Below are 8,527 nucleotides of genomic sequence, written 5' to 3'. Positions count from 1 at the left end.
GGGTGGTGCCAGGTGACGGGGACGCCGTTGGTGTGGAGGCGGGCGAGGGCGGTGGTGAAGTCGGCGAGGGTGCCGTGGCCGCGGCGGAGGGTGCCGGTCGCGAGGGCGCCGTCGATCGTGTCCTGGACGCTGTGGGTGAGGACCGGGTGAGGGCTCGCCTCGACGAAGACCCGGTACCCCTCGGCGTACAGACTCTCGACAGCCGTCCCGAACCCGACGGTCTGGCGGAGGTTGCGGTACCAGTACTCGGCCGTCATGACCGTCGTGTCGAGCCAGGTGCCATCCACCGTGGAGAACAAGGGGATACGGGCCGGCTGCGGCTCGATCCCGTCCAGGACCATAAGGAGCTGTTCGCGGATGCCCTCGACATGGTGGGTGTGGGAGGCATAGTCCACCGGGATCCGCCTGGCCTGCACACGCTCACTCGCGCAGTGCTCCAGGAACTCCTCCACCGCGTCGACATCACCGGCCACGACCGTGGAAGCGGGCCCGTTCACGGCCGCGACCTCCAGACGGTCCGGCCAGCCCTTCAACAACTCCTCGGTGCCCTCCCGCCCCAGCGTCACGTGAACCATGCCGCCGCGCCCGGCCAGCCGCTCGGCGATGGCCTGACTGCGCAACGCCACCACCCTCGCCGCGTCCGCGAGACTCAGCGCACCGGCGACATACGCCGCCGCGATCTCACCCTGCGAGTGCCCCACGACCGCGTCCGGCACGACCCCGTGATCCCGCCACAACGCCGCCAGCCCCGTCATCACCGCGAACGTCGCAGGCTGGACCACATCCACGCGCCCCAGATCACCCCCGCGCACCACATCGAGCAGCGACCAGCCCGTCAACGGGTCCAGCACCTCCGCACACGCACGGATGTGGTCCGCGAACACCGGCGAGGCGTCCAGCAGCCCGGCACCCATACCGACCCACTGACTCCCCTGCCCCGGGAAGACGAACACCGTCCTGCCACCGGCCCCCGCGGTTCCGGTGACGACGTCGGGGTGGTCTTCGCCCCTGGCCAGCGCGGCAAGCGCGGCCCGGGCCTGTTCGGCTCCGGTGGCGACCACGACCGCTCGATGCGAGTGCGTGGCACGGGTCGCGACCAATGAATGGCCGACGTCCACCAGCCGAGGACCGCGCTCACCCAACTCCCCCAGGTGGGCCAGCAGTTGGCGGGCCTGCTCCTGAAGCGCCTCCTGGCCGCGGGCCGACAGCGGCAGCGGGACGACGCCCGGCTCGGGGGTGTCTCCGCGCAGCTCGGCGCCTCCGTGCCCATCCGAGGCCTCCGGTCCCTCGACTCCCCCGGTCTCCGGGGCCTGTTCCAGGATCAGATGGGCGTTCGTACCGCTCATGCCGAACGACGACACCGCCGCTCGCCGGGGCCGGCCCGTCTCCGGCCAGTCGCGCGCCTCGGTCAGCAAGGACACCGCGCCCGCCGACCAGTCCACCTGAGGCGTCGGCTCGTCCACATGCAACGTCTGTGGCAGCACGCCTTCCTGAAGGGCCATCACCATCTTGATGACACCGGCGACACCGGCGGCGGCCTGGGCGTGCCCGATGTTCGACTTCAGCGAGCCCAGCCACAGCGGGCGGTCCTCCGGCCGCCCCTGCCCGTACGTCGCGAGCAGCGCCTGCGCCTCGATCGGGTCGCCGAGCGTCGTACCCGTGCCGTGCGCCTCCACCACGTCCACGTCGGACGCGGTGAGCCCGGCGTTGGCCAGGGCCTGCCGGATGACGCGCTGCTGCGAGGGCCCGTTCGGCGCCGTAAGACCGTTCGAGGCGCCGTCCTGGTTCACCGCCGAGCCCCTGAGGACCGCCAGCACCCGGTGCCCGTTGCGCCGCGCGTCCGACAGCCGCTCCAGCAGGACCACGCCGACGCCCTCGGACCAGCCGGTCCCGTCGGCCGCCGCCGCGAACGCCTTGCAGCGGCCGTCCATCGCCAGGCCCCGCTGCCGGGAGAACTCGATGAAGGCGTCGGGGCCGGCCATCACGGTCGCGCCGCCCGCGAGGGCCATCGAGCACTCCCCCGCGCGCAGCGACTGGGCGGCCAGATGGATGGAGACCAGGGACGACGAGCAGGCCGTGTCCACCGACACCGCGGGGCCCTCGAAGCCGAAGAGGTACGAGACCCGGCCGGCCGCCACACTGCCCGCCGCGCCCGTGATGAGGTACCCCTCGTAGCCCTCGGGGACCTCGCGCAGCCGGGTCACGTAGTCGTGGTGGACGATGCCGGTGAAGACGCCGACCGGCCTGCCGCGCAGGGAGGTCGGGTCGAGGCCCGCGCGTTCGAACGCCTCCCAGGACGTCTCCAGGAGCAGCCGCTGCTGCGGGTCCATGGCCAGGGCCTCGCGCGGCGAGATGCCGAAGAAGGCCGCGTCGAAGCCGGGGGCGTCGTGGAGGAAGCCGCCTTCGCGGACGTACGAGCTGCCGGGGTGGTCCGGGTCGGGGTGGAAGAGCTCGTCGAGGTTCCAGCCGCGGTTCACCGGGAAGCCGGTGACGGCGTCGGTGCCGGAGGCGACCAGGTCCCACAGCTGCTCGGGGGAGGTGATGTCCCCGGGGAGTCGGCAGGCCGCCGCGACGATGGCGATGGGCTCGTCGGGCGCCGCCGGGGCGGGGACGGGGGCGAGGGGTGTCTCCTGCCGGTGGTCGCCGCCCGGTGAGCCGCCCGGTGACAGGAAGGTGGCGAGGGCGGCGGGTGTCGGGTGGTCGAAGGCGACGGTCGCCGGGAGTTCCACGCCGAGGGTGTTCATCAGCTCGTTGCGCAGGCGTACGGCGGCGAGTGAGTCGAAGCCCAGGTCGCGGAAGGCCCGGGTGCTGTCGACCGCCGAGGGATCGTTCTGCCCGAGCACGGCGGCCGTGGCCCTCAGGACCAACGCCAGCACGGACTCGTCCCGTTCGGGTTCGTTCCGTTCGGGCTCGTTCCGTTCGGGCCGGCGTACGTCCGTGACGGGCTCCACCGCTGTGGAGGTGCGTATGGTGCGCCCGTGTGTCGCCTCGGGCCAGAACCGCCGGTGCTGGAACGCGTACGTCGGCAGGTCGACCCGCTCGGGTGCGACGCCGTCGAAGAGCGCGGTCCACTCCACCGGTACGCCCCGCACATGCAGATGGCCGAGTGCGGCGACCGCGGTGACGGCCTCGGGTTCGCCCTTGGCGAGCGCCGGGACCGAGGGGTCCTCCCCGTGGACCTCGGCGGCCGTGGCGCCGAGCACGCCGCCGGGGCCGAGTTCGAGGTGGGTGCGGACGCCGAGGTCGCGCAGGGCGAGAACGGCGTCGTGGAACCGTACGCAGCCACGCGCCTGCGCGGCCCAGTAGTCGGGCGAGCGCAGTTCCTCGGGGTCGGCGAGCCTGCCGCTCAGGCTCGACACCACGGGCAGGGACGGCGGTCGGAACGACACGCCCGCGGCGGCCTCGCGGAACTCGTCGAGCATGCCGTCCATGCGGGACGAGTGGAAGGCGTGGCTGACCCGGAGCCGCTTCACCTGGTGGCCGCGGGCGCGGAAGTCCTCGGCGACGGCGAGGACCGCGTCCTCGGCACCGGAAATCACCAGTGCGGTCGGCCCGTTGACCGCCGAGATGTCCACGGCGCCGCCGCATGTGTCGCCGTGCGCGGCGATCGCCCGGGCGACCTCCTCCTCGGTCGCGCCGATCGCGGCCATCGCGCCGCCCCTGGGCAGCGCCTGCATCAGCCGCCCGCGTACGGCGACCAGGGCCGCCGCGTCGGCCAGCGAGAGCATGCCGGCGGCGTGGGCGGCGGACAGTTCGCCGAGGGAGTGGCCGGTGACGTAGTCGGGGCGGACGCCCCACGACTCGTACAGCCTGAACAGCGCCGTCTCCAGGGCGAACAGGCCGCTCTGGGCGTACACGGTCTCGTCGAGCAGCGCGGCCTCGTGCGTGCCCGGTTCGCTGAAGACGACCTCGCGCAGGGGGCGTTCGACGTGCCCCGCGAGGTGTCGGTCGAGTTCGGCGCACGCCGCGTCGAAGGCGTCCCGGAACACCGGGTACCGGCAGTGCAGTTCCCGGCCCATACCGGGCCGCTGGCTGCCCTGCCCGTTGAACAGGTACGCCAGCTTCCCGCCGGTCACGGTCCCGCGCACCACGCCGACGGTCAGCGGCTCGCCCCCGGCCAGCGCGGCGAGGCCGGCGACCAGCCGGGTGCGGTCCTCACCGACGACCACGGCCCGGTGTTCGAGCGCGGCGCGGGTGGTGAGCAGGGAGTGGGCGACGGCGGCGGAACCGCGGTCGTCCGCGGCGGCGAAGGCGGCCAGCTTCGCCGCCTGTCCGCGCAGACCGGCCTCCGTGCGGGCGGAGATCACCCAGGGGACGGCGGGAAGGGCGGTCGGTGGCATCGCCGGTCGGGTCGCATCCCCGACGGGCTCGTGCGGTGCCTCCGGCTCGTGCTCCGGTGGCGCCTGCTCCAGGATGACGTGCGCGTTGGTACCGCTCACGCCGAACGCCGAGACGCCCGCCCGGCGGGGCCGCCCGGTCTCCGGCCAGGGCCGGGCCTCGGTCAGCAGCTCCACCGCGCCCGCCGGCCAGTCGACCTCACCGGTCGGCTCGTCCACATGCAGCGTGCGGGGCAGGACGCCATGCCGCATCGCCTGGACCATCTTGATCACACCGGCCACACCGGCGGCGGCCTGCGTGTGCCCGATGTTCGACTTCACCGAGCCGAGCCACAGCGGGCGGTCGTCCGGCCGGTCCCGCCCGTACGTGGCGATGATCGCCTGCGCCTCGATCGGGTCGCCCAGGGTCGTACCGGTGCCGTGCGCCTCCACGGCGTCCACGTCGGTGGGCGCCAGACCCGCGGCGGCCAGTGCCTGCCGGATGACCCGCTGCTGCGAGGGCCCGTTCGGTGCCGTAAGGCCGTTCGAGGCGCCGTCCTGGTTGACGGCGGAGCCCTTGAGGACCGCCAGTACCCGGTGCCCGTTCCGTCGCGCGTCCGACAGCCGCTCCAGCAGCAGTACCCCGACGCCCTCGGACCAGCCCGTGCCGTCGGCCGCCGCCGCGAACGCCTTGCACCGGCCGTCGGGGGCCAGCCCCCGCTGCCGTGAGAACTCCACGAACGGCTCCGGCGACGCCATGACCATCACGCCCCCGGAGAGCGCCATCGAGCACTCCCCCGAACGCAGCGCCTGGGCCGCGAGATGCATCGTGACCAGCGACGACGAGCACGCCGTGTCCAGCGTCACCGCCGGTCCCTCGAGGCCGAGGGTGTAGGCGACGCGGCCGGAGACCACACCGGCGGAGATACCGGTGATGCGGTAGCCCTCGACGTGGTCGGGGACCTGGTCGAGGCTGCGGGCGTAGTCCTGGCTGTTGACGCCGGCGAAGACGCCGACCGGTTCGCCGCGCAGGGAGGTCGGGTCGATGCCCGCGTGTTCGAGGGCCTCCCAGGAGGCTTCGAGCATGAGCCGCTGCTGCGGGTCCATGGCGAGGGCTTCGTGCGGCGAGATACCGAAGAAGTCGGCGTCGAACCCGGCCGCGTCGTCGAGGAAGGCCCCGTGGACGACGTACGACGTGCCGGGGTGATCGGGGTCCGGGTGGTGCAGCGACGCCAGGTCCCAGCCGCGGTCGGTCGGGAACCCGGTGACGGCGTCGGTGCCGTCGGCCACCAGCCGCCACAGTTCCTCGGCGCTGTTGGCGCCGCCGGGGAAGCGGCAGCTCATGCCCACGATGGCGATCGGCTCGTCCACGGGCGCGGTACGCGTCCGCCTCGTCTGTTCGGGGGTGGCGCCGAGCAGTTCGGCGCGGAGGTGCCGGGCGAGCGCGCGTGGGGTCGGGTGGTCGAAGAGGAGGGTCGGGCTGAAGCGCAGGCCCGTGCGGGCGTTGAGCCGGTTGCGCAGCTCCACGGCCATCAGCGAGTCGAACCCGGCCTCCTTGAACGCCCGTTCCGCCACGAGGGCTTCGGGGTTCGAGTGGCCCAGTACGGCGGCGGCCTCGCCACGGACCAGGTCCAGCAGCAGCTCGTCCTGCCCGGCCTCGTCGAGCGCGGCCAGCCGCGCCGCGACGCCGCCCTCGGCCGGGGCGGCCACTGTGGCTCCGGCGGCGGGTGCGGGTACGAGGGCGCGGAGCAGGGCGGGTACGGGGGTCTCGTCGGCGTACGGTCCCGTGCCGCCGGTGAGGCCGGTGACGGGGGTGAGGCCGGTCAGGTCCAGCCTGGCCGCCACCAGTACGGCGGGCTCGGCACGCAGGGCCGCGTCGAACAGCGCCAGTCCGGCACGCGCCGAGAGTCCGGCCATGCCCATGCGCCGGTTGCGGCGTACGTCGGCCTCGCTGAGGTGTGCGGCCATGCCGTCGCCGTGCGACCAGTGGCCCCAGGCCAGCGAGACCGCGGGGAGGCCGAGGGAGCGCCGCCGCTCGGCGAGCGCGTCGAGGAAGGCGTTGGCCGAGGCGTACGCGCCCTGCCCCGGGTTGCCGAACACACCTGCGGCGGAGGAGAACAGTACGAAGGCCCGGAGGTCCAGGTCCCGGGTGAGTTCGTCGAGGTGGACGGCGGCGTCCACCTTGGGCCGGTACACGCGGTCGATCTGCTCGGCGGTCAGCCCGGTGACGACGGCGTCGTCGATGACGCCCGCCGTGTGCACGACGGCGGTGAGCGGATGCTCGGCCGGAATCTCGCCCAGCAGTGCGGCCAGCGCGGCACGGTCGGCCACGTCGCACGCCACCACCCGTGCCTCGGCGCCCAGTTCGGCGAGCTCGGACCGCAGCTCCTCCACCCCGTCCGCCTCGGGCCCCCGCCGGGACACCAGCAGCAGGTGTCGTACGCCGTGCTCCCGTACGAGGTGACGGGCGACCAGCCCGCCGAGCGAGCCGGTGCCACCGGTGACGAGCACCGTGCCGTCGGGGTCCGGCCCGGTCGCCTCGCCCTCGGGGTGGACGCGTACGAGCCGGGGCGCGGCCAGCTCGCCGCCCGTCAGACGTGCCTCGGGTTCACCGGTGGCGAGCAGGAGCGAGCCGGTGGCGGTATCGGCATCGGTGTCCGCCCTCACCAGGACCAGTCGCCCCGGATGCTCCGACTGCGCCGAACGCACCAGCCCCCGTACGGCCCCGCTCTCCGGTTGCCCGTCGTCGCGGGTGACGACCACGAGACGGGTGGCGTCGAGCCGTGGTTCGGCGAGCACCGCCTGGACGATCTCCAGAGCGCGCGAGACGAGATCACGGGCGTCGGCCGGACCGGTCGCCTCGAACAACAGGTGGGCCGGGGCCTCGTCGACGGCGGCAGCCGCGACATCCTCGACGGTCCGCACTCGTACGACGTACGGCTCTTCGCCGGCCCCGGCGTGAGCCCCCTCCTCGGCCCGAACGTGTACGGGCAACTCCGTCCACTCCACGGCGTACAGTGCCCCGGCGCTCGGCGTTCGCGCGGAGCCCGCGCCCGGCGCGGTGTCGGCCAGCCAGTAACGGGTGTGCTGGAAGGGGTAGGTGGGCAGCGGCACGCGGCGGGCGCCCGTCGCCGCGAAGGCGTCCGCCCAGTCGACGGGGACGCCGCTGGTGTACAGGCGGGCGACGGCGGCGAGCACGCTCTGTGCCTCGGGCTGCCCGTGGCACAGAGCGGGCACGCACGTGGTGTCGGTGAACTCCTCGACGGCGGCCGTCAAATGGGGCGACGGGCCGAGTTCGAGGAACACGTCGACGCCGCTGTCGGTGAGCGTGGTGACGGTGTCGGCGAACCGGACGGCTTCGCGGATGTGCCGGGCCCAGTACTCGGGGGTGGTGAGGTCGCCGTCGGCGGCGGGGCGGCCGGTGGTGTTGGGGATCACCGGGAGCCGTGCGGGGTGGTAGGCGACGGTGGCGGCGATCTCGGTGAACTCGGCGAGGATCGGTTCCATGCGCGGCGAGTGGAACGCGTGCGACACGGTCAGGCCGCGCACCTGGTGGCCGGCCGCGACAAGGCGTTCGGCGAGAACGGTGACGTCGTCCTCGTCGCCGGAGATCACCACGCTGCGCGGGCCGTTGACGGCGGCGATGGTGACGCGGTCGGTGAGCAGCGGGAGGACGTCGGTCTCGGGTGCGGTGGTGGCGATCATGCGCCCGCCGGCCGGGAGGGACTGCATGAGGCGGGCGCGGGCGGCCACGAGCTTGGCGGCGTCGGGGAGGGTGAGGATGCCGGCGACGTGGGCGGCGGTGAGTTCGCCGACCGAGTGTCCGGCGAGGTGGTCGGGGGTGACGCCGAACGACTCGACGAGCCGGAAGAGGGCCGTCTCCAGCGCGAAGACACCGGTCTGGGTGTAGCAGGTCTGGTCGAGCCAGGCGGCCTTGTCGGTGCCGGGTTCGGCGAAGGCGACCTCCGCCACGGGGTACGGCACATGCCCGGTGAGCTGTTCGTCGAGCGCCACGCACACGGCGTCGAAGGCGTCCCGGAACACCGGGTACCGCTCGTACAGTTCACGTCCCGTGCCCGGCCGCTGGCTGCCCTGCCCGGTGAACAGCACGGCGAGCACGCCGTCACCGGCCGCCGTGCCCGTGATCACGCCCGGTGCGGCCTCGCCCTGCGCGAGCGCCTCCAGACCGGTGACCGCCTCGGCGTGGTCGG

Annotated in this window: 1 protein-coding gene; it reads right to left on the bottom strand. The window is 73.8% G+C overall.

Features of this window, described 5'->3' with window-relative positions; all coding sequences use genetic code 11:
- A partial coding sequence (locus tag STRIP9103_RS51630; RefSeq protein ID WP_009315456.1) for a type I polyketide synthase occupies nucleotides 1-8,527 on the bottom strand: 8,527 nt, incomplete at both ends.

It is taken from the genome of Streptomyces ipomoeae 91-03 (assembly GCF_000317595.1).
In the GTDB taxonomy this organism is placed as follows: Bacteria; Actinomycetota; Actinomycetes; order Streptomycetales; family Streptomycetaceae; genus Streptomyces; species Streptomyces ipomoeae.
The sequence above is the reverse complement of the archived record's forward strand: the minus strand, read 5'-3'. Positions and strand labels throughout refer to the sequence as shown.